The organism is Paraburkholderia susongensis (assembly GCF_900177725.1).
GTDB lineage: Bacteria > Pseudomonadota > Gammaproteobacteria > Burkholderiales > Burkholderiaceae > Paraburkholderia > Paraburkholderia susongensis.
The window spans coordinates 38,643-56,606 of sequence record NZ_FXAT01000002.1 but is presented as its reverse complement, the minus strand read 5'-3'; the positions used below and the strand labels follow the sequence as shown (position 1 = coordinate 56,606).

Below are 17,964 nucleotides of genomic sequence, written 5' to 3'. Positions count from 1 at the left end.
GGAAGGACATCCCTTCCCCGCTCATCATGAACCAGCAGACTTGCTCCGGGATCGACTCCCGGACTGACTCGCGCGTTTATTCTCGCCTTTACTCCGGCGTTTACTCTTTATCCGACTTCACTTGCGGCAGCGCGGACACGTCGTTCGACGACAGCAGGCCAACCTGCGAATAGATACGCAGCTTGTCGCGCGTATCGGTGATGTCGAGATTGCGCATCGTGAGCTGACCGATCCGGTCGCGCGGCGAGAACGTCGAAGCGACCTTCTCCATCGACAGACGCTCGGGTTGATACGTGAGGTTCGGCGACTTCGTGCTGAGGATCGAATAGTCGTTGCCGCGGCGCAATTCGACGGTCACTTCGCCGGTGACCACGCGCGCGACCCAGCGCTGCGCGGTTTCGCGCAGCATGATCGCCTGCGGATCGAACCAGCGGCCCTGGTACAGCAGGCGGCCGAGGCGGCGGCCGTTTTCGCGGTACTGCTCGATCGTGTCTTCGTTGTGAATGCCGGTGACGAGACGCTCGTAAGCGATATTGAGCAGCGCGAGGCCCGGGGCTTCGTAGATGCCGCGGCTCTTCGCCTCGATGATGCGGTTCTCGATCTGGTCGCTCATGCCGAGACCATGACGGCCGCCGATGCGATTCGCTTCGAGCAGCAGCTCGACCGCATTCGGGAACGTCTTGCCGTTCAGCGAGACCGGCTGGCCTTCCTCGAAGCGGATCGTCACTTCTTCCTTCGCGATCTGCACGTCGTCGCGCCAGAACGCGACGCCCATGATCGGATTCACGATCTTGATGCCGCTCTCGAGGCTTTCGAGGTCTTTCGCTTCGTGCGTCGCGCCGAGCAGGTTCGAGTCGGTCGAGTAGGCTTTCTCCGCCGACATCTTGTAGTCGAAGCCCGACTGGCGCATGAACTCGGACATTTCCGAGCGGCCGCCGAGTTCGTCGATGAACAACTGGTCGAGCCAGGGCTTGTAGATCTTGAGGTCGGGATTCACGAGCAGACCGTAGCGGTAGAAGCGCTCGATGTCGTTGCCCTTGTAGGTGCTGCCGTCGCCCCAGATGTTGACGCCGTCTTCCTTCATCGCGGCGACGAGCATGGTGCCCGTCACGGCGCGGCCGATCGGCGTCGTGTTGAAGTAGGTGACGCCTGCCGTCGAGATATGAAACGCGCCGCATTGCAGAGCCGCGATGCCTTCCGCGACGAGTTGCGCACGGCAGTCGATCAGGCGCGCACCCGCGGCGCCGTATTGCGTCGCGCGACGCGGAATCGAATCGTAGTCGTCTTCGTCGGGCTGGCCGAGGTTGGCCGTGTAGGCGTAAGGCACGGCGCCCTTCTGTTTCATCCAGTGCAGCGCGGCGCTGGTGTCGAGGCCACCGGAAAAGGCGATACCGACCTTCTGGCCGATCGGGAGACTTTCAAGAATTGTACTCATATGCTGTAGCGTTAAACTCGACGTACGGGAATATTAGGGTGTAACAATTGAGTATCAGGCAAGCCTCGCGATAAGGCAAGTTACGCGGGAGTATAGCGTGAACGGCCGTCCGGCTTGCGTTTTTGGCCGGCTGGCGGGCTTCGGGCGGGCTCCATGAGCTGTCTTTTTGCAGGCATTCACCGGCGTGTCGATGCATGCCGCCGCATGCCGTTGCCCTCGTCCCTCCATCCACTTTTATCTGCCGCTTATGACCACGACTACGCCACCTTCCATGACGAACACCACCCTCATTACGAACGTCCGCACCGCCGACGGCGCACGCGTCGACGTGTCGATCGCCGGCGGCCGCATCGCCGCAATCGGTCCCGGGCTCGCGCGCGAGCCCGGCGTGCACATCGAGGACGGCGCGGACGCGTTGCTGCTGCCGGGTTTCGTCGAAGGTCATACGCATCTGGACAAGACGAACTGGGGCTTGCGCTGGTATCGCAACGAGGTCGGGCCGAAGCTCACCGACCGCATCGAAAACGAACGGCGCTGGCGCGCGCAAAGCGGCCACGATGCGGGCGCCCAGTCGCTCGCGCTCGCGCGTGCGTTCATGGAGGCGGGCACGACGCGTCTGCGCACCCACGTCGATATCGACACCGACGCGGGCCTGCGTCATCTCGAAGGCGTGCTCGCGACGCGTCACGCGCTGCGCGACGTGTTCGACATGCAGATCGTCGCGTTTCCGCAATCGGGGCTGCTCGGCCGGCCGGGCACCGATGCGCTGCTCGATGGCGCGCTTGCGGCGGGCGCCGACGTGCTCGGCGCGCTCGACCCCGCGCTCATCGACGGCGACCCGGTCGCGTCGCTCGATCTGACGTTCAGCCTCGCGCAGCGTCACCAGAAGCCGATCGACATTCATCTGCACGAGCCCGGCGAAGTCGGCGCCTTCACGCTGGGCCTGCTGCTCGATCGCGTCGCCGCGCTCGGCATGCAGGGGCAGGTCGTGGTCAGTCATGCATTCTGTCTCGGCGCGCTGCCCGAGCGCGAACGCGATGCGCTGCTTGCGCGTCTCGCCGATCTGCGCGTCGCGCTGCTGACCACCGCCCCGCCGTCGGTGGCGGTGCCGTCGCTCAAGGCGTGCCTCGAGCACGGCGTCACGCTGTTCGGCGGCAACGACGGCATCCGCGATACGTGGACGCCGTACGGCTCGCCCGACATGCTGGAACGCGCGATGCTGATCGCGATGCGCAACGGCCTGCGCCGCGACGACGACCTCGCGCTCGCGTTCGATTGCGTGAGCAGCGTGGCCGCGCGCGCATGTGGCTTCGAGGCGTACGGTCTGCAGGCGGGCGCACGCGCCGACCTCGTGCTCGTCGACGCGGACACGCTCGCGCATGCAATCGTCGCGCGGCCGCCGCGCAAGCTCGTGGTGGCGAACGGCCGCGTCGTCGCGCGTGATGGCGCGCTCGTCCAATAGTAGTTGGAAGTGCCAGGTTTTTTTGCACCACTTTTGCACCACCTTCTGCACTCGAATGATCAATCTCTTTCAGGCCATGCAGGCATTCGTCAAGGTTGCCGATGCGGGCAGCTTCGCGCAGGCCGCCGCGCAGCTCGGCGTATCGACCTCGGTAGTCACGCGCCATGTGTCGAGTCTCGAACAGCATCTGGGCATTCGCCTCTTCCAGCGCACCACGCGCAAGGTCGTGCTGACCGAGGCCGGCGCGCAATACGCCGATGGCTGCCGCGTGCTGCTCGCCGAACTCGAGGAAGTGGAGTCGCGCGCGACCACGGCATCGAAGGAAGTCGCGGGCGATCTGCGCATCGTCGCGCTCGGCAGCTTTTCTCTGTTTCGCCTGACACCGCTTTTCGCCGAATATCAGGCGAGATTCCCGCAGGTGAATCTGCGCGTCACGCTGACGGAAAAGCGCGTCGATCTGCTCGACGGCGGCTTCGACGTCGGCATCGTGACCGAGCATATGATTCGCTCGGAGTCGCTCGTGGTGCGGCGTCTCATCAACTCGCACGCGGTGCCGGTGGCAGCGGCCGCGTATCTCGCGCGAGCCGGTCATCCGCAGACACCGGCCGATCTCGCGCGACACCAGCTGATTGCCGCGCCGTTCGACACGAGCGGGCCGATGTGGATACTCCGCAACGGCGCGGCCCGCGAAGGCGACGGACAGGATGAACAGGGTAAAGAGGATGAAGGCAGCGAGAGCATCGCCGTCGACGCGTCGTTCACGGTCAACAGCATGATCATGCAGAAGCAGGCGGCGCTCGGCGCGATGGGCATCGCGTTGCTGCCGCTCGAGATGGTGGCCGACGAATTGCGCGCGGGCACGCTCGTGCGCGTGCTCGACGGCTACACGGTGCTCAATGGCGACGTGGCCGTGTCGCTCGTCTATCCGAGCCGCGAGTTCGTACCGCGCAAGGTGCGCGAGTTCATCGATCTCGCGGTGGGTTACTTCGAGTGAGCCGGGCGGGATGAAGCGTCGCTACATCGCATTGCTTCGCTTCGCCCTGCCCGGCTTCACTTCGCTTCGACACTCAAGGACACTCAAGGCTTTTCGCCACGCGCAAGCCGCGCGTCGATGTCGTACACGACCGGCATCAGATCGGCGACGCTGTCGATCACGTAATGCGCACCGGCAGCCTTGAGCTTGCCGATCGCCTCGCTACGGCGCGCGGCGAATTCTTCGACGGGCAACGCCTTCACCTCGGCCTCACTCATGCCGAAGGCGTTGCCGCTCACCGCGACGCCAACCGCCCACGTGCCGCCGTTGAGGCCCTCCTCGATGCCGACCTCGGTATCGTCGACCTTGATCGTCTCTTTCGCGCGCCACACGCCCAATTGCGGCAAGGTCCGATAGATCATGTACGGCGACGGCCGCCCTTCCGGCGTATCGCCGGTGCACACGATGCTGTCCGGCGAAAAACCCTGCGCGGCCGCGCCCGGCACGATTTCGTCGATGATCTCGCGCGTATAGCCCGTGGTCGTACCAATGCGAATGCCGTCGCCGCGCAATGCGCTCACCACTTCCGCGACGCCGGGAATCACCGTGCTATAGCTTGCCGCGACCGCGATGTTCTTCGGCACAAACACGTCGTACACGGCGTCGATATCGGCTTCGGACGGCGCGTGGCCGTAATGCTCGGTCCACGCTCGCGCGACGCGCGGCAACGCCATCAGCGCCGCGATGTGCGGACGCTTCGCCATGCCCATCGGGCCGCGCGCTTCGTCGATCGTGATCGGCACACCGAACTGTTCGAAGGTCTCGACGAACGCGCCCATCGGCGCGCGCGAACCGTAGTCGACCACGGTGCCGGCCCAATCGAAAATCACTGCTTTGACGTGCTTTATCTGCTGCTTCATCTGCTTCAATCCTCTGGAATCCTGATGTATTGCGCTTTGGGCCTTGTTTCGTGCCCTGCTTTGCGCCCTGCTTCGTGCCGTGCCTTACGCCACCTGTGCGAGCGCCTTGCGCTCTTCGAGCGCGGCGGCCGGCGGCGCCGCATGCGGAACGCCCATGGCCCGCAGCGATTGCGCGCATGCTTCGACCACACGGCGCATCACGTGCTCGTCGACCTGACCGATGCAGCCAATGCGAAAACTGTCCACCACCGTCAGCTTGCCCGGATAGATGACGAAACCCTGCTGCTTCATCAGTTCATAGAAGCGCGCGAATTCAAACGACGGATGCGCGGGCGAGAAAAACGTCACGATGATCGGCGAGAGCCAGCGCGCATTGAGCAGCGGTTCGAAACCGAGCGCCTGCATGCCGGCCACGAGCACGTCGCGATTGTTCGCGTAGCGCGCAAGACGCGCCGGCTGCCCGCCTTCGAGCTTGTGCAGACGCAACGCCTCGATAAACGCGGCCACCGTATGCGTGGGCGGCGTGAAGCGCCACTGCCCGGTGCGGTTCATCACGTCCCATTGATCGTAGATGTCGAGCGCGAGCGAATGGCTGCGGCCCTTCGCTTCCCGCAACGCGCTTTTGCGGGCGATCACGAAACCGAAACCCGGCACGCCCTCGATGCACTTGTTCGCCGACGACACGAACGCCTCGCAGGCAATTTGCCGGACGTCGAGCGGCACCGCGCCGAATGCGCTCATCGAATCGATCAACAGCTTGCGGCCCTTCTTCGCGACGGCCGCCGCGATTTCCTCGAGCGGGTTGAGAATGCCCGAGCTGGTTTCGCAATGAATGGCGACCACGTGCGTGATCGACGGGTCGGCGTCGAGCATGCGCTCCACTTCGACGCCGCGCGGCGGCAGATAGTCGCCCTTGTCGAGCAGCGTGCAGGCGCGGCCGAGATAGCCCAGCGTCGTCGCCGCGCGCTTGCCGTAGGCGCCGTTCGCGAGCACGAGCGCGTGGCCGTCACGCGGAATCAGACTGCCGAGCATCGCTTCGACACAGTAGCTGCCGCTGCCTTGCAGCGGCACGCAGTCGTAGTCGCCGGCGGTGTCACCGGCGATGTCCAGCAGGCTCGCGCGCAATTGCGCGGTCATCGCGCGGAAGTCGCCGTCCCACGAGCCCCAGTCGCGCAGCATCGCTTCCTTGGTCGAGAGCGCTGTGGTCAACGGACCCGGCGTGAGCAGATAAGGCTCGCCGCCGGCGGGTGCGGCGCAGGCGGTCGTGCCGTGAGGTGCTGCGGGTGCCGCGGGTGCCGCTGCCGATGTTGCCGATGTTGCAAACGCCGCCGCCGCTGAACCGCCGATCGCGCTTTCCATGTCCCGAACTCCGATAAAACTGATGTCGATGGCTGACACAATACAGAAAGGCTGTCCATCGGTAAAATCGATATAATCGATGGAGCTATCGTAAAAACTTATTCACAGCGAGACACTTATGCAGTATGCGCAATTGCGAGCGTTTCATGCGGTCGCGGAACATGGCGGGTTTTCGAAGGCGGCGCAGGCGCTCTCGCTCACGCAACCGGCCGTGTCGGATCACGTGCGGCGGCTCGAGCAGGATTACGGTGTCAAGCTGTTCGAGCGCGGGCCGCGCGGCGTCGAAACGACGGAACTGGGTTTGCGGCTTTTCAGCGTGACGCGGCAGATGCTCAGTTGCGAGCGCGATGCGCGGCAGTTGCTCGAATCGGCGGGCGGGCTCGAATCGGGCTCGCTCTCGCTCGCCGCCGATGCGCCCGATCTTGCGGTCGCGCTCATTGGCGCGTTTCGCAAGCGCCATCCGGGCATTGTCGTGACGCTGTCCATCGCCAATGCGGCCGAGTGCATGCGGCGCGTGCTGTCGAGCGCGGTCGATGCGGCCATCACCGCCGCGCCGCAAGTGCATAGCCGGCTCGAATCACGCGTGTTGCGGCGCGACCCGCTCGTCGCGATGGTGCCGGCCAGCCACCCGGCCGCGAAGAAACGCCGGCTCAGCTACGCGGAGCTGGTCAGGCAGCCGATGATTTTCCGCGAGCCGCAATCGGTCACGCAGCAACTGCTCGAAATCGAACTCGTGCGCGAGTCGTTGCAGGTGGAGCCGGTGCTCTACGTGGACGGGCGCGAGGCGTTGGAGGAAGCGGTCGCCCAAGGCGTGGGCGTCGGGGTGATTGCGCGCGCGGAGTTCAAGGAGTCGCGGCGCATCAGGATGGTGCCGCTGCAGGATTGCCAGGTGCAGATGATCGAATCGCTGACGCGCCGGGCCGAACGGCCGGGATCGAATCTGCTCGATGCGTTGTTTGCGGTGGAGTTGACGGAGGCGGAAGGCACGGCGTCTGCCGGATAGCGAGCCTTGACAGCTTCTGAGCCTCGCATGGAGATTCGGCTGCGGCCATGCACGGATTCAATGCGGTCTCCCACGCAAACGACGAGCGGCGCGGCCATCACACTTCCGGCCGCGCCGCTCGCCCTCAGATCAAACCCATCTCAAAACAATACTCAGACAACAAAACCCGCATCAGCGTCGAGCCTCACCGCAACCCGCCGCTCGCAATCAGGCTCTCGCCGGTCAGCCAGCGCGAGTCGTCCGATGCGAGGAACGTGACGACATCCGCGATATCGTCAGGCTGGCCGATGCGTCCGAGCGGCGTCGTGCTGATTGCCCACGTTTCGAGGTCGGAGCCCATCACGCCCGCAGCGTGCGTGCCTTCGGTCTCGACCATGCCTGGATTCACCGAGTTGACGCGTATCTTGCGCGGACCGAGGTCTTTCGCGAGCACGCCCGTAATGCTGTCCACCGCGCCCTTGGTTGCCGTATAGACCGCGCTGTTCGGCGGCGTGATGCGGCTTACCACCGAACTGACGTTGACGATGCTGCCGCCCTCGCCGAGATGCTTGACGGCTGCTTGCGTGGTCAGCAGCACACCCAGCACGTTCACATTGAATTGCTTGTGGAAGTGCTCTTCGGTGATCTCCTCGATCGGCGCGAACTCGTAGACGCCCGAATTGTTGACGAGGATGTCGAGCTTGCCATACGTTTCGATCGCCGTCTCGACGATGCCCTGCGCGTCCGCCGCTCTCGAGACATCGCCGCCGACCGCAACCGCCTTGCCGCCCGCCGCGGTGATGTCGGCGACCACCTTGTCGGCGCCCGCGCGACTCGACGCGTAATTCACGACGACCGACGCGCCCTGCGCCGCCAATGCCTTCGCAATCGCCGCACCAATGCCTTTCGATGCACCCGTTACAACCGCTACCTTGCCTGTGAGCTTGCTCATGATCGTGTCCTTTCAATGGTTCGCGCCGGCGGGCCGCCGCGAGGAGCCGCGGGGTTCACGCCGCTGAAGCTGGAAATGCAGTGGCGCTGTCACTGGACACAATGTAGGCATCGCGGTGCGCTGGATAAAGCGGCTCAAGCCGAATAGATCCGCCGGTTGCGGCGAACAATCGGTGCGAGTCGAATCCCGCCCTCCTTGCTTGTGCCGCCTCCATCACCCGATTCCGCCAACTTCGCGGCAATCGATCTCCGCCTTCGAGCTTCTACCCGATACCCTATAATCATCCCACCTATAAATTATTGTTTCATATATAGAACAAAAACGCTTTCGCGGGCAACCTGTCGGGCATCGTGACGCCGATCGCGATCGGCTTCATCGTGCGCGCGACCGGCTCGTTCGGCTGGGCGCTCGGGCTCATCAGCCTGTTCGCGATCATCGCCGTGCTGTGCTACACGTTCCTGCTCGGTGAGGTGAAGCGGATTGAAATCGGTGATGAACAGCGCGGAGATGAACGGCGCGGTCTGGATGACGCGCAGCGTAGCGGGCATGCTGCCGCGCAGGATCCTGCAGACGGGACGCGCGTCTGACAAATGGAAAACGGGTAAGCGGGAAAACGGGCAAGCGGAAAAACGGAAAGCGGACAAACGTGCAACGCAGTCACGCTTTCGCGCAAGCCGAATTCCGCGCGAGCCGAACGACTCAGCGTGCAGGCAAGACGCGGCCCGCGCGATGCAAGCGCCAGTCAGCACCGCGCCAACGAATCACGCGTCGCGCCCAAACCGCACACGAACCACGCAGCAACTCAGCCCCTGCGCAGCAGCGCAATTTGCGCGGTGACGCTCGCGAGCACCGCGAGCGCGCCGAGCGTATCCAGAATAACGGGCCACACGATCTCCCCTCCTCCATGTTCGCCGTCCTCAGGTCTTCGTTAAACGAAGACGCGCGCGGCCAATTGAACGCCGAGGCCGAGCAGGCAAATGAAGAACCAGCGGCGAAAGCTCACGGCGCTGATGCGTCCGCGCACGCGCTGACCGAGCCACATGCCGAGAAGCGCCGGCAGCACGGCGGCGAGCGAGTTGCTCAGATCGCTGGCGGCGAACGCATGCGCGTTGGCAAGTCCGGCCGCGAGCGCGATCGTCGACACCGTGAACGACAATCCGAGCGCCTGAACCAGGTCCTCCCTGGTCAACTCGAGCCCCTGCAGATAGGGTACTGCCGGCACGACAAACACGCCGGTTCCTCCCGTGACCACGCCGGTCACCGTGCCGATCACCGGCGAGAGCCAGCGCTCGTGGCGCGCCGGCACCGGAAAGCGCCACGCGCGCAGGCCGGCCGCCGCATAGAGCATCAACGCGGCGCCGAGTCCCGTGACCGCCCATGCGCCACCGCCGCCCGCGATGAACGGCGCCGCCGCGAGCGTGCCGGCGACGATGCCCGCCATCATCGGCCACAAGCGTTTCGCGAGCGCGCGCACGTCCGGCCCCGCGAACAGTTGCCACACATTCGTGACGAATGACGGCAGGAGCAGCAACGCGGCCGCCTGGGCCGGCAGCATCAGCGTGCCGAGCACGCCCATTGCGACGGTCGGCAGCCCCATGCCGGTTACTCCCTTGACGAAACCCGCCACGACGAAGGTCGCGGCGACCACGCCGATGCGCGTGATGAGCGGTACGGCATGCGGTATCGCGAGCGGCAACGCAAACGAAGAGATCATCGGGAGAGTTCTGTTAAAGCGATGCTGGCGATTTTCAATTGCCGCAACGCGCTTCACAATGCGTAAGATACGTAGCGTGACTTAGGCTGAAGCTAAGGCTGAAGGTAAGGCTAAGACTCACGCACGACGTCACTTCAATCCCCGTTCAACCTCTCTTGCGGTTTGACCCAGGCAACCAGCCCATGCGCTTCGACCTCATCGATCTGCGGCTCTTTCTGCACATTCTCGATACCGGCAGCATCACGCACGGCGCCGCGCGCGCGAACCTGTCGCTGCCTTCAGCGAGCGCGCGCTTGCGCGGCATGGAAGACGCGTTGGGCATGCCGCTGCTCGAACGCGGACGCCGCGGCGTCGAGTCGACCCCGACCGGCGACACGCTCGCGCATCATGCGCGGCTCGTGCTCGGTCAGATAGAACGGATGCAGGGCGAACTGGGCGAGCATCAGCAGGGACGCAAAGCGTGCATCCGGCTGTGGACCAACACCGCGGCAATCACCGAATTCCTGCCCTCCGCGATCGGCCTTTTTCTGCGCGACCATCCGAACGTACAGGTCGATCTCAAGGAGCGGCAAAGCAGCGAGACCGTCAAGGCGGTGCTGGGCGGCGCCGCGGAAATCGGCATCATCTCCGATGCGGTTGAGCACGGCGCGTTGCAGACGCTGCCCTTCGCCGTCGACAAACTCGTGCTGGTGGCGAGCCGCGACGATGCGCTTGCCGCGCGCCGGCGCGTCGCGCTCGCGGAGGTGACGGAGCGCGAGTTCATCGGTCTGAGCGCGGACAGCGCGTTGCAAACCTATCTGGGCGAGCGCGCCTTGCTGGCTGGTCAGGCGCTCGCCTTCCGCGCGAACGTGCGCACCTTCGACGGCGTTTGCCGCATGGTCGAACAGGGCGCCGGCATCGGCATCGTGCCGGCTACCGCGGCAAAGCGCTATCGCGGCACGCCGGGCATCCGCACGATCGGGCTGAGCGACCCGTGGGCCACGCGCCGCCTGCTGATCTGCATGCGCGATCTGAATGCGATGCCGCGCGCCGAAAAGGCGCTGGTCCGGCATCTCGCCAGCCTTCATTCCGACTCCTTCCGCACCTAGAGGCATGCATGGAAATTCGCCAACTTCGCTACTTCATCGCGGTCGCAGAGGAAATGAACATCACGCGGGCGGCCAACCGTCTGCACATGACGCAGCCGCCGCTTTCCCGGCAGATCCAGCAGATCGAGGAAAGCGTCGGCCTGCCGCTATTCGAGCGCGGGTCGCGGCCGTTGCGCCTCACCGAGGCCGGCCGCATTTTCTACACGCAGGCGAAACGGCTGATCGACGAAGCCGACGAACTCGCGCCGCTCACGCGGCGGCTCGCGCAACTGGCCGAGCGCATCGTGATCGGCTTCGTACCGTCGACGCTCTACGGCGCGCTGCCCGCCGTGATTCGCTCGTTTCGCGAGGCCGCGCCGCATATCGAGCTATCGCTGATCGAAATGTTCACGATCGAGCAACTGGCCGCGCTCAAGGGCGGCCGTATCGACGTGGGCTTTGGCCGTTTGCGTTTCGACGATGCGCAACTGGCCCGCGAAGTGCTCGTCGAGGAACGGATGATCGCCGCGTTGCCGCAAGACCATCCGCTCGCGCGGCAAAAGAAGCCGCTGACGCTCGCGGCGCTCGCGGAGGAAACGCTGATCGTCTATCCGAGCACACCGCGGCCGAGCTATGCCGACCAGCAGCTCTCCGCAATGCACGACCATGCGCTCGAGCCGAAGGCGATTCATGAGGTGAGGGAATTGCAGACCGCGCTCGGTCTCGTCGCGGCGCAGGTGGGCGTGTGCCTCGTGCCGGAGAGCGTCGAAGGTCTGCGCGCGCATGGCGTCGTGTACCGGCAGATTCCGTCGGCCAATGCCGCGTCGCCGATCATCATGAGCCGCCGCTTGCAGGACGAATCGCCCGCGACGATGCTCATGTGTTCGCTCGCGCGGCAGTTGTTCAGGCGGACTTAATTCCGTAGGACTTAATTCTGTATCCTGCGCGGTGCGATCCGCAACGCGTCCATCAGCACCGCGACACCGGGCGTCGCGTCGTCGACCCATAACATGCCGACGCCGGGCGCGACGTGAGGCACGTATAGCGGCAGATGACGCACCGCGTCGGGCTCCGCCTGCTCCAGTTCCCGCAACACGTTCAGCGACGCAACGAACAGGCAGTCGCTCTGCTGCGCCAATGCCTTGTTGATGAGTATCGAAGCGGATGACATGACTGCGGCCGGCATGCCGAGACCGGCCTGGGCGAACGCCGCCTCGAGACTCGCGCGCATCGGCGAACGCTCAGGCGGAACGATCCACGGAAAACGCACGGTGTCTTTCCACGCGAGCCTGCGTCGCGCGTGCAGCGGATGCCGCGCGCCGGCGGCGGAGATCGCCAGAATTCATTCCGTAGCATTCTGTGTGCTTCTGATATTGACGGCGGTGCGGGCATCAGAAGTGCCATGTCTGATGTTCGCCGGTGAATACGCAAAACCATGCAGAAGCGGGATCGTATTTTATTAGTCGTCGTTAGGCTTCTTCAATTCATCAAGCCTGTTTGTTGTGATTCGAGTCATGCAGTCCCAAAACACCATGTCTCGCATTGATGCCTGACCAAGCGAATAGGTGTCAGAGTAACACTCGTTATCACGAAACGATTTCCAATATTCCTGCGCTTTTTTGAAAAATGGCAACGCCAGTGGATAGCCACCAGCTTTCAGATCCCGATCATTCTTTTTCAGCTCTGCGGCAATTACTGCTACCTGCCGATTTAGCGCAACGCTCGCTTGCTCGAATTGGAAATGTGAGCACTGCCATGCCTCCTCAGTAGATAGAGAATCCGTTTTGCAATGCACTTTAATATCTAACGGAGATTTTCCAGAAAAAAATATTTCAGCCGGCTTGACTTTCGTATAATCGAACGGCCCTGAGTAAATGGATTGCCCGAACACAAGGCTGGCAAAAATAAGCATAGCCCCGATGCTAATGGCTCGCATCATAAACTTCCGTTACAAAAAGTTTGCTTCGAATGCGTGACGTGTTTTAACGCGTTCGGCAAAGAATCCAAGAGCGAGCAACAGCGGTGCGGGCACCAGAAGTGCCATGTCTGATGTTCGCCTGTAAATACGAAAAAACCAAGTAAAAAAGCGACTGGATTCCCGCCGAATGTGATGCAGTCATTCGCCCGTTTTTATCGAATAGAGATCATGCAGGAAATCGTTCTGCTGTTTTCGGATTGAATAATGACAGCGTGCCCCCATGACATCGTACATATCTACATGTGTTTTTGGCGGTTCTTCAATATTCCAATCATAAGCGAGTTTAGAGGCTAGATCGCAAGCCTTTGCCGCTTCATCCTGTGCCCGCATATACCGGTCAAGTTCAGCTTTGCTCTCGCCTTTGACGCCGTGTGTCGATTTAATTGAATTGGCCACTTTTTTGTTGTCGGCTTCAAGATATTTTGCATGATGTTCATAGCAATCAAAATCTCCAAATCCGCCACCGCCAAGGTGTTGCATACAGTTCGAATCATCGATATACTCATCGGCATATATTGGCTGAGCAATAAATAGAGCCATCACTGCCACAAAGCTTTTGGTAAATTTATGCAATGCCAATACCTCTCCCATGTCGTGCATCATAATTTCCTGTTCCAAAAAGCCGTGCTTCGAGGGCGCGCCGCCATTCAATTCCGCGGGCGCGATACGTGCGAATATAGGCCGGCAAGGTGGCATAATTTGCAGTGTTAACCTTGTCGACCAATTCTGCAATGCCCGTTCCCGGCCCCGCGTTGTAAGCCATGCTTACCAGAGCGTCATATTCGTATTGATGTAGTGGAACACGCACACGACGATTAATCGCAGACTCACATTCTGAAAATTTTTTTTAAGTTCACGCGCACGCTCTACAGAAATGGTATCACCTACATGCAAGTGATCCGAAGGTAAAACTTTATGGCCAAATGCGACTGTTGGATATCCCTTGTTATCGACGTAGACCTTTAGAATCATTCCATCAACAACAGGCATACCCATATAGGTGCCATTCAAAACACCGCTTTCACATACGGCCATAAAGCGAATTCCATCATCGGACAATTTCCACGGCTTGCCGTATCGATCGCAGCTAGCCTCTATGCAAGAATTCGGATTTGTGTTCGTTACTGCGGTTGCGAGTGCATCAGGCATCATGCGTCCTGTTTGTGACCAAGATAAATCCGGATGGATTGCGCGCCGTCCGTTACGTGCTTCGCAGTTCGGCCTTCACTGTCCGTTGTACCGTGAATCGGTTTGCCGCCCGGCTTGCGTATCGTGTAATAGGTGTCCGCAAGCACTTTGCCTGCCGCATCGGTCAGAGTGAACCGTTGGTCGTACCAGTCCTGGCGTTGACGCCGACACTGGCATATATCCCATTGCAGGCGAGACCAGATTTCGCAGCCGGATTTGGCGGATCGCAGGCTCGCACCCTGGATGAAACACCCTCCCGATGTCAGGAACGGCAGCGAATCGAAATGGCCTCCGAACGACTCCTGGTAATCGGTGACGAGTCGGAAAATAATCGCGCAGGCACTGCTAGCGGATGAATCGGATGAATCGCCTTTCACGACTGAATGGCCGATACCAGGCTGGTCGCCGGGTTCCAGCGGTGCCTGCTTCATTGTGCCCTCCGCCGGTCACGTTGCTGCTTTACCTGCATTTTCAGTACTCCAAAAAATTACCTGCGGGCAACGCAGGCGAAGCCAAGAACTGGACGCAAACCAGCGCGCCTCAAGTTTGCCGATCATTCTCTAATTTTTTTAAGGAGGCAATGGGCCAAAGCTGAAAATGTGAAGGTGTCGTCGAGCATGCTGTCATAAACGACGCAGCCGCTCGCGGAAGCCGGCTACTACGTGATGTAAGTTCAGGAACTTACGGGATTTTTTGGGGCCATCAATTAGCCCATCATCGGACTGCGTTTCGCGACCAGCCTGTGACAACTCTTCTGATTCCCGCGCTCGCGTCTCACAGCTTGCGGGCCTTCAGCGTAGTGCGCTCTATGAGTGCATCGCATGCGGTGAATCGTCGAAAGGTGGATCAGAATTCAAGCCGTGTTGACGCATCTGGCGGAGCTTTCGGGCTGCCGCCCGCGAAAAGACGTACGGGCATTTTGCGAACACCAGTCATACAGATTCGCCGCGACCACAGCGCGTCCCATGTCTGAAGTAGGAGCAAGACAGTGCTTAGTACATCTGAAAAAAATACATCCGCGATTTTCATCCACCGCCCATTCCTCTCCCTGGCGCTACCTGCTAGCTTGCTGGGTTCAAACGATTACAGAGGAAATTCCGAATGTCACAGGAACAGGATTCAGACGGCGTGCGCGTGGTACTCAGTGCGCCGCAGTTGGTCGCGGTATTGGCTGGCCAGTCGGTCAGCCAGTCGGAGATGCTTTCCAATCGGATTTGGGGCGGTCTTCAGATCGTTGGTGGAGTGCTGGAAATGGTCGGGGCAGGGGCACTATGCGTGCTGCCGGAACCGACAATGGCGAGCAAGGCGGGATGTATCGCGTTCGGCGTGCATGGTTCGGATACAGCGGCGTCGAGCTTGCGGCAGGTCTGGACCGGCCAGGATACAGCTACGTTGACGTTGCGGGGCACGGCGAAGCTGGCCGAAGCGATGAAGGTCAGTCCCGAGATGGCGAACAACATTGGCCTGTCGCTGGATATTGCTGTGTCGGTAGGCGTGGCCGGATCGATCAAGGCAGTACGGGCGTCCGAGATCACGATGGGCCGGATCAGGCTGATGGAGCACGAAGCAAAGCCGAGCAGCCGGATTGGTGGACACACATTCGAGAAGCACGTGGGGCGCACCGAGGCACAGTTGCGGGAACGATTGGTGCGCGAACCAAAGCGACAGGTTGTTTCATCGTTCACTGATTTGCGAACAGCAGAGTGGGCGATTTCCAAGGTCATGCAGGCCAACACAGCTTGCATCACGACATGGGCGCAAACTCATACCGGTTCTGTACGACTGGAACTGACTGGCGACGTAGGCAGGCAGGTAGGACACGGGGTCGTTCGTAAGACCGGGGAGTTGGTGAATCTGAGCAAGGTTCAGATGTGGCTGATACGAAAGGAATATAACGGCATGCCATACTACATTCTTACCGCCTACCTGATACCTTGAACTTATCGTGAAAAGCGAATCACTTTACCCGAATCTGAATTTTTTGATTCACGGCTATTTCAATGAAGATTTCGATTTATGGGGTAACAACGTACAGGAAATTGTTTCGTGTTTCAAAAAAGAGAGCGACAAAACCCTTCATAAGTTAGTCATGGATGAAATTGATCGTTTTAAATGCGATTGTTCCGCCAACCTGGATGAGCATTTTGAAGAAATGTATGGCTTTTACGTTGACCCCGAAGCATGGGGCTACACGGCGGCTTCCTTCCTTGATGAAGTAAAACGGCTACTGAGTGAGTAGGCAATCGCTGATTCCAGTTGCGCTGATGGAAGAGACCTTCAAGCACAACGGCCTCATCACGCCCATGACATCGAGCAGGTCGCACCCGCGAAGCTGCGCGAAATCTTTGGCGCGGACCCCGTGCCGTATTCAAAGATCACGCAATATGGTTCGGTCTACCAGGTGATGGACAGCACGACGTGGCGGGATTGACGAGCGCACGCCTGCTCTCGGCGGGGCCGCCGAACGGCCTGCCGTATAGACCGCATTTGCCGAAGTACAGGATGATAGTCGAACAAACGGCGAAGCACCGCCGCCTTGCGCGGCGGCACTTCGTCATACGCTCTACTTCACGTCGAACCCATAATCACCGTGCGTGCGATGCCCGTCCGACGCAACGGCCACCCAATGCACGATGTAATGTCCCGCCACGAGCGCCGGCAGCCGCACTGTCATCACGGCAGTCTGCTGCGCGTCGACCGCGGACTTCTGCGCATTGACCTGCTTGCCACTGGCGTCGGTAACGGTCAACGAACTGAACGCCGGTTCGAGCGGCCCGTCGAACGTGATCCGCACCTGGGCGGGCGAGGCGACCGTCGCGCCCGCGCCCGGCTCCTGTTTCTGCGGAAAGACATGCGCGAACGCGGTGCATGCCAGCGCGAGACCGGCCACGAGTGTAGCCATGCGTACCGCGCGATTCTTCAAGGTGTTGTTCATCGTCGTTCTCCTGCGTTACTGGAATAGCGGCTTGCCGAGCGTGGTCGGCGCAATATCGTCGAAGAACAGATGCGCCTGTACCAGAATGCCGACGTGCGAGCCGCTCGCGCGGTTGACCGGAATCTGCGCCTCGACACCGAACTGCCCGTAGCGATTCAGCCAGATGAAGCCCGGATTGACCGTGCCGGTCGTCTGCCCCTGACTGCGCGAGAGCGGAATTTCCACCAGCGGGATCAGGTTCGCGAACGGTTGCGGCAGACCGGCGTCGTGCACGTGCTGCTGCAGATACGGCAGGCTGTACTGCACCGTGAAACCGTAGTTGAACGCGTTCGGCTGGCCGCCTCCTGTGGTCAGCGCGGGACCGGCCTCGGCCGTCACCGCCACGGGACGCAGATAGGCGAGCGAATCCGGCAGATCGCCCATGCCCTTGCCGACGTAGACGGTCGGCGAGATCGTCGAGAAGTTGTTGGCGATCGCACGGCTGCCGGTGCCGCCAAGTTCCGCATTCACGCCGACCGAGGTCATCAGTTCGTGCTTCTCGTTCACATACAGCAGGTACTTGAGGCCGACGCCGAAGGTGTCGAAGCCGCGCGCGCCGGGGTTGTTCTGCATCACGTAGGCGCCGTCGACAGACACCGCGAGGCGCGGCGTAATCAGCTTGTCGTACTCGAAGCTGAAGGTGTTGATGCTCTGATCGCCGTTGTCGCCCGGCACGCGCTGATGGCCGTACTCGAAGTTGGCTTCGTCGCCGACGCCGGGGTCGTCGACGGCCAGCGTCGACGGGAAGACGCGGTCGCCCGCGATCGCGTGGGCGCGCGCGAGCGACGGCGCGCCTAGCGTGACCAAAGCGGTGACCCAGGCGGCGGCGAGCGTGGACGGTAAAGCGCCGCGCGCGACAGATCGGGCGGCCGCGACGAGCGGCGCCGCGCGCAGCGGACGGCCGCCGCGCGTTGCTGGATTGTGCATGTCTGATCCTGTCTGTTCGGTTGTGACGGGGCC

The 17,964-nt window shown here is 61.7% G+C and carries 21 protein-coding genes and 1 pseudogene; 9 read left to right on the top strand and 13 right to left on the bottom strand.

Annotation, left to right across the window (positions count from 1 at the left end; translation table 11 throughout):
* Window positions 1-100 precede the first annotated feature (100 nt).
* Complete coding sequence (gene argG, locus B9Z01_RS05430) at window positions 101-1,435, bottom strand: argininosuccinate synthase (protein WP_085481239.1); 1,335 nt, start codon at window positions 1,433-1,435, stop codon at window positions 101-103.
* Between the two features lie 271 nt (window positions 1,436-1,706).
* Between argG and B9Z01_RS05425 the strand changes: the two genes are divergently transcribed.
* Together B9Z01_RS05425 and B9Z01_RS05420 are read left to right on the top strand one after the other, a co-directional pair.
* Window positions 1,707-2,897, top strand: a complete 1,191-nt coding sequence (locus B9Z01_RS05425) for an amidohydrolase family protein (protein ID WP_085481238.1) — start codon at window positions 1,707-1,709, stop codon at window positions 2,895-2,897.
* A 55-nt stretch (window positions 2,898-2,952) separates the two neighbouring features.
* The gene (locus B9Z01_RS05420; protein WP_085481237.1) at window positions 2,953-3,891 is read left to right on the top strand and encodes a LysR family transcriptional regulator; all 939 of its coding nucleotides are present in this window, start codon (window positions 2,953-2,955) and stop codon (window positions 3,889-3,891) included.
* 83 nt (window positions 3,892-3,974) lie between these two features.
* Here the strand turns inward: B9Z01_RS05420 and phnX are convergent, their stop codons facing one another.
* Both phnX and B9Z01_RS05410 read right to left on the bottom strand, forming a co-directional pair.
* Entirely contained in the window at window positions 3,975-4,778 is an 804-nt protein-coding gene (gene phnX / locus B9Z01_RS05415) for a phosphonoacetaldehyde hydrolase (protein ID WP_085482001.1), read from the bottom strand.
* A 96-nt stretch (window positions 4,779-4,874) separates the two neighbouring features.
* Window positions 4,875-6,149, bottom strand: coding sequence for a 2-aminoethylphosphonate--pyruvate transaminase (locus B9Z01_RS05410; protein WP_085481236.1), 1,275 nt, complete (start codon window positions 6,147-6,149; stop codon window positions 4,875-4,877).
* A 118-nt stretch (window positions 6,150-6,267) separates the two neighbouring features.
* Between B9Z01_RS05410 and B9Z01_RS05405 the strand changes: the two genes are divergently transcribed.
* The gene (locus B9Z01_RS05405) at window positions 6,268-7,152 is read left to right on the top strand and encodes a LysR substrate-binding domain-containing protein (protein ID WP_085481235.1); all 885 of its coding nucleotides are present in this window, start codon (window positions 6,268-6,270) and stop codon (window positions 7,150-7,152) included.
* 184 nt (window positions 7,153-7,336) lie between these two features.
* On the opposite strand, the gene B9Z01_RS05400 is transcribed toward B9Z01_RS05405, so the two are convergent.
* Window positions 7,337-8,083, bottom strand: coding sequence for a glucose 1-dehydrogenase (locus tag B9Z01_RS05400; RefSeq protein ID WP_085481234.1), 747 nt, complete (start codon window positions 8,081-8,083; stop codon window positions 7,337-7,339).
* A 350-nt stretch (window positions 8,084-8,433) separates the two neighbouring features.
* Between B9Z01_RS05400 and B9Z01_RS36080 the strand changes: the two genes are divergently transcribed.
* Complete coding sequence (locus B9Z01_RS36080) at window positions 8,434-8,670, top strand: hypothetical protein (protein ID WP_420814648.1); 237 nt, start codon at window positions 8,434-8,436, stop codon at window positions 8,668-8,670.
* A gap of 341 nt (window positions 8,671-9,011) precedes the next feature.
* Here B9Z01_RS36080 and B9Z01_RS05390 read toward each other — a convergent pair whose 3' ends face one another.
* Entirely contained in the window at window positions 9,012-9,797 is a 786-nt protein-coding gene (locus B9Z01_RS05390; RefSeq protein WP_085481233.1) for a sulfite exporter TauE/SafE family protein, read from the bottom strand.
* 182 nt (window positions 9,798-9,979) lie between these two features.
* Here B9Z01_RS05390 and B9Z01_RS05385 point away from each other — a divergent pair, with 182 nt between their 5' ends.
* Entirely contained in the window at window positions 9,980-10,885 is a 906-nt protein-coding gene (locus B9Z01_RS05385; RefSeq protein ID WP_085481232.1) for a LysR family transcriptional regulator, read from the top strand.
* Window positions 10,886-10,893: 8 nt separating this feature from the next.
* Window positions 10,894-11,781: a LysR family transcriptional regulator gene (locus B9Z01_RS05380; RefSeq protein WP_085481231.1), complete on the top strand. Its 888-nt coding sequence runs from the start codon at window positions 10,894-10,896 to the stop codon at window positions 11,779-11,781.
* Window positions 11,782-11,792: 11 nt separating this feature from the next.
* On the opposite strand, the gene B9Z01_RS05375 is transcribed toward B9Z01_RS05380, so the two are convergent.
* The 6 genes from B9Z01_RS05375 to B9Z01_RS05355 form a co-directional block, all read right to left on the bottom strand.
* Entirely contained in the window at window positions 11,793-12,197 is a 405-nt protein-coding gene (locus tag B9Z01_RS05375; protein WP_275937491.1) for a LysR substrate-binding domain-containing protein, read from the bottom strand.
* A 126-nt stretch (window positions 12,198-12,323) separates the two neighbouring features.
* Complete coding sequence (locus B9Z01_RS05370) at window positions 12,324-12,803, bottom strand: lysozyme inhibitor LprI family protein (protein WP_085481229.1); 480 nt, start codon at window positions 12,801-12,803, stop codon at window positions 12,324-12,326.
* A gap of 177 nt (window positions 12,804-12,980) precedes the next feature.
* Window positions 12,981-13,460 (bottom strand): hypothetical protein, encoded by a 480-nt coding sequence (locus B9Z01_RS34675; protein WP_208625937.1) that lies wholly within the window; start codon window positions 13,458-13,460, stop codon window positions 12,981-12,983.
* Entirely contained in the window at window positions 13,408-13,650 is a 243-nt protein-coding gene (locus B9Z01_RS36855; RefSeq protein ID WP_167387440.1) for a lysozyme, read from the bottom strand. The genes B9Z01_RS34675 and B9Z01_RS36855 overlap by 53 nt, the downstream gene beginning before the upstream one ends.
* Entirely contained in the window at window positions 13,608-13,991 is a 384-nt protein-coding gene (locus B9Z01_RS34670; RefSeq protein ID WP_143808837.1) for a lysozyme family protein, read from the bottom strand. Before B9Z01_RS34670 ends, B9Z01_RS36855 begins: the two co-directional genes overlap by 43 nt.
* Window positions 13,991-14,461, bottom strand: a complete 471-nt coding sequence (locus B9Z01_RS05355; RefSeq protein WP_085481226.1) for a hypothetical protein — start codon at window positions 14,459-14,461, stop codon at window positions 13,991-13,993. Before B9Z01_RS05355 ends, B9Z01_RS34670 begins: the two co-directional genes overlap by 1 nt.
* 670 nt (window positions 14,462-15,131) lie before the next feature.
* Here B9Z01_RS05355 and B9Z01_RS05350 point away from each other — a divergent pair.
* From B9Z01_RS05350 to B9Z01_RS05340, 3 genes and pseudogenes are all read left to right on the top strand, one after another.
* On the top strand, window positions 15,132-15,968 hold the full coding sequence (locus B9Z01_RS05350) for an RNase A-like domain-containing protein (protein WP_085481225.1): 837 nt from the start codon (window positions 15,132-15,134) through the stop codon (window positions 15,966-15,968).
* A 7-nt stretch (window positions 15,969-15,975) separates the two neighbouring features.
* Entirely contained in the window at window positions 15,976-16,269 is a 294-nt protein-coding gene (locus B9Z01_RS05345) for a contact-dependent growth inhibition system immunity protein (RefSeq protein WP_085481224.1), read from the top strand.
* A gap of 7 nt (window positions 16,270-16,276) precedes the next feature.
* Window positions 16,277-16,449: pseudogene (locus B9Z01_RS05340) on the top strand (GNA1162 family protein); the annotation flags it as partial.
* 144 nt (window positions 16,450-16,593) lie between these two features.
* On the opposite strand, the gene B9Z01_RS05335 reads toward B9Z01_RS05340, so the two are convergent.
* Both B9Z01_RS05335 and B9Z01_RS05330 read right to left on the bottom strand, forming a co-directional pair.
* Window positions 16,594-16,965: a copper resistance CopC family protein gene (locus B9Z01_RS05335; RefSeq protein ID WP_085481223.1), complete on the bottom strand. Its 372-nt coding sequence runs from the start codon at window positions 16,963-16,965 to the stop codon at window positions 16,594-16,596.
* A gap of 15 nt (window positions 16,966-16,980) precedes the next feature.
* Window positions 16,981-17,931, bottom strand: coding sequence for a hypothetical protein (locus tag B9Z01_RS05330; protein ID WP_085481222.1), 951 nt, complete (start codon window positions 17,929-17,931; stop codon window positions 16,981-16,983).
* Window positions 17,932-17,964: the final 33 nt, after the last annotated feature.

What these genes read in the sequence shown, in the direction of transcription:
- argG (WP_085481239.1), bottom strand. Translation starts at nt 1,435, where the DNA reads ATGAGTACAATTCTTGAAAGTCTCCCGATCGGCCAGAAGGTCGGTATC.
- B9Z01_RS05425 (WP_085481238.1), top strand. Translation starts at nt 1,707, where the DNA reads ATGACGAACACCACCCTCATTACGAACGTCCGCACCGCCGACGGCGCA.
- B9Z01_RS05420 (WP_085481237.1), top strand. Translation starts at nt 2,953, where the DNA reads ATGATCAATCTCTTTCAGGCCATGCAGGCATTCGTCAAGGTTGCCGAT.
- B9Z01_RS05410 (WP_085481236.1), bottom strand. Translation starts at nt 6,149, where the DNA reads ATGGAAAGCGCGATCGGCGGTTCAGCGGCGGCGGCGTTTGCAACATCG.
- B9Z01_RS05405 (WP_085481235.1), top strand. Translation starts at nt 6,268, where the DNA reads ATGCAGTATGCGCAATTGCGAGCGTTTCATGCGGTCGCGGAACATGGC.
- B9Z01_RS05400 (WP_085481234.1), bottom strand. Translation starts at nt 8,083, where the DNA reads ATGAGCAAGCTCACAGGCAAGGTAGCGGTTGTAACGGGTGCATCGAAA.
- B9Z01_RS05390 (WP_085481233.1), bottom strand. Translation starts at nt 9,797, where the DNA reads ATGATCTCTTCGTTTGCGTTGCCGCTCGCGATACCGCATGCCGTACCG.
- B9Z01_RS05385 (WP_085481232.1), top strand. Translation starts at nt 9,980, where the DNA reads ATGCGCTTCGACCTCATCGATCTGCGGCTCTTTCTGCACATTCTCGAT.
- B9Z01_RS05380 (WP_085481231.1), top strand. Translation starts at nt 10,894, where the DNA reads ATGGAAATTCGCCAACTTCGCTACTTCATCGCGGTCGCAGAGGAAATG.
- B9Z01_RS05370 (WP_085481229.1), bottom strand. Translation starts at nt 12,803, where the DNA reads ATGATGCGAGCCATTAGCATCGGGGCTATGCTTATTTTTGCCAGCCTT.
- B9Z01_RS34670 (WP_143808837.1), bottom strand. Translation starts at nt 13,991, where the DNA reads ATGCCTGATGCACTCGCAACCGCAGTAACGAACACAAATCCGAATTCT.
- B9Z01_RS05355 (WP_085481226.1), bottom strand. Translation starts at nt 14,461, where the DNA reads ATGAAGCAGGCACCGCTGGAACCCGGCGACCAGCCTGGTATCGGCCAT.
- B9Z01_RS05350 (WP_085481225.1), top strand. Translation starts at nt 15,132, where the DNA reads ATGTCACAGGAACAGGATTCAGACGGCGTGCGCGTGGTACTCAGTGCG.
- B9Z01_RS05335 (WP_085481223.1), bottom strand. Translation starts at nt 16,965, where the DNA reads ATGAACAACACCTTGAAGAATCGCGCGGTACGCATGGCTACACTCGTG.
- B9Z01_RS05330 (WP_085481222.1), bottom strand. Translation starts at nt 17,931, where the DNA reads ATGCACAATCCAGCAACGCGCGGCGGCCGTCCGCTGCGCGCGGCGCCG.